This is a genomic window from Romboutsia sp. Marseille-P6047, from assembly GCF_900604535.1.
Classification (GTDB): Bacteria; Bacillota; Clostridia; order Peptostreptococcales; family Peptostreptococcaceae; genus Romboutsia_E.
Map to the genome: position 1 here is coordinate 1 of NZ_UWOT01000033.1, position 945 is coordinate 945.

Annotated in this window: 6 tRNA genes and 2 rRNA genes; all 8 read left to right on the top strand. The window is 46.9% G+C overall.

The window, feature by feature from the left end:
* A 23S ribosomal RNA gene (locus EIH23_RS16120) occupies positions 1 to 127 on the top strand; the annotation flags it as partial.
* A 134-nt stretch (positions 128 to 261) separates the two neighbouring features.
* Positions 262 to 378: ribosomal RNA gene (gene rrf, locus EIH23_RS16125) — 5S ribosomal RNA — on the top strand.
* Positions 379 to 383: 5 nt separating this feature from the next.
* Positions 384 to 472: transfer RNA gene (locus tag EIH23_RS16130), tRNA-Leu, on the top strand.
* 9 nt (positions 473 to 481) lie between these two features.
* Positions 482 to 557, top strand: a tRNA-Met gene (locus EIH23_RS16135).
* Between the two features lie 7 nt (positions 558 to 564).
* Positions 565 to 639 (top strand) — tRNA-Glu (locus EIH23_RS16140).
* Positions 640 to 648: 9 nt separating this feature from the next.
* A tRNA-Gly gene (locus EIH23_RS16145) sits at positions 649 to 722 on the top strand.
* 12 nt (positions 723 to 734) lie between these two features.
* Positions 735 to 810, top strand: a tRNA-Val gene (locus tag EIH23_RS16150).
* A gap of 5 nt (positions 811 to 815) precedes the next feature.
* Positions 816 to 892: transfer RNA gene (locus EIH23_RS16155), tRNA-Asp, on the top strand.
* Positions 893 to 945: the final 53 nt, after the last annotated feature.

Below are 945 nucleotides of genomic sequence, written 5' to 3' on the forward strand. Positions count from 1 at the left end.
GACTTCAAGATAAGATTTCCCACCGTAAGGGTAAGACCCCAGGAAGACTACCTGGTTGATAGGTCGAAGGTGTAAGTGCAGTAATGTATTTAGCTTATCGATACTAATAGGTCGAGGACTTGACCAATAAATTTAAATGATAAATCAATAAATGATATGCAGTTTTTAGAGTATTAACTCTAAAAAAGTTTTTAAAAAAGTATTGACATTTTGAAATTGATATGTTAATATAATACTTGTCTTGAAAAACAAAACATTTAATGTGGTTATTATAGCAAAGAGGATACACCTGTTCCCATTCCGAACACAGAAGTTAAGCTCTTTAGCGCTGATGGTACTTGGAGGGCAACCTCCCGGAAGAGTAAGACGTAGCCACGTTAAGTGCCGAAGTGGCGGAACTGGCAGACGCACAGGACTTAAAATCCTGCGGGACTTACCTCTCGTACCGGTTCGATTCCGGTCTTCGGCACCAAAACAATATCGCGGGGTGGAGCAGTTGGCAGCTCGTCGGGCTCATAACCCGAAGGTCGCAGGTTCAAGTCCTGCCTCCGCAACCATTAAAATGGCCCATTGGTCAAGCGGTCAAGACACCGCCCTTTCACGGCGGTAACAGGGGTTCGATTCCCCTATGGGTCACCAATTAAATATGCGGGTGTAGCTCAATGGTAGAGTTCCGGCCTTCCAAGCCGGCTGTGAGGGTTCGATCCCCTTCACCCGCTCCAGATTAAACTTATGGGACTATAGCTCAGCTGGGAGAGCACCTGCCTTACAAGCAGGGGGTCACAGGTTCGAGCCCTGTTAGTCCCACCATTTGCGGCCTGGTAGTTCAGCTGGTTAGAATGCCAGCCTGTCACGCTGGAGGTCGAGGGTTCGAGTCCCTTCCAGGTCGCCAAAACTTAATTCGGGAATATGGCTCAGTTGGTAGAGCAATTGACTGTTAATCAA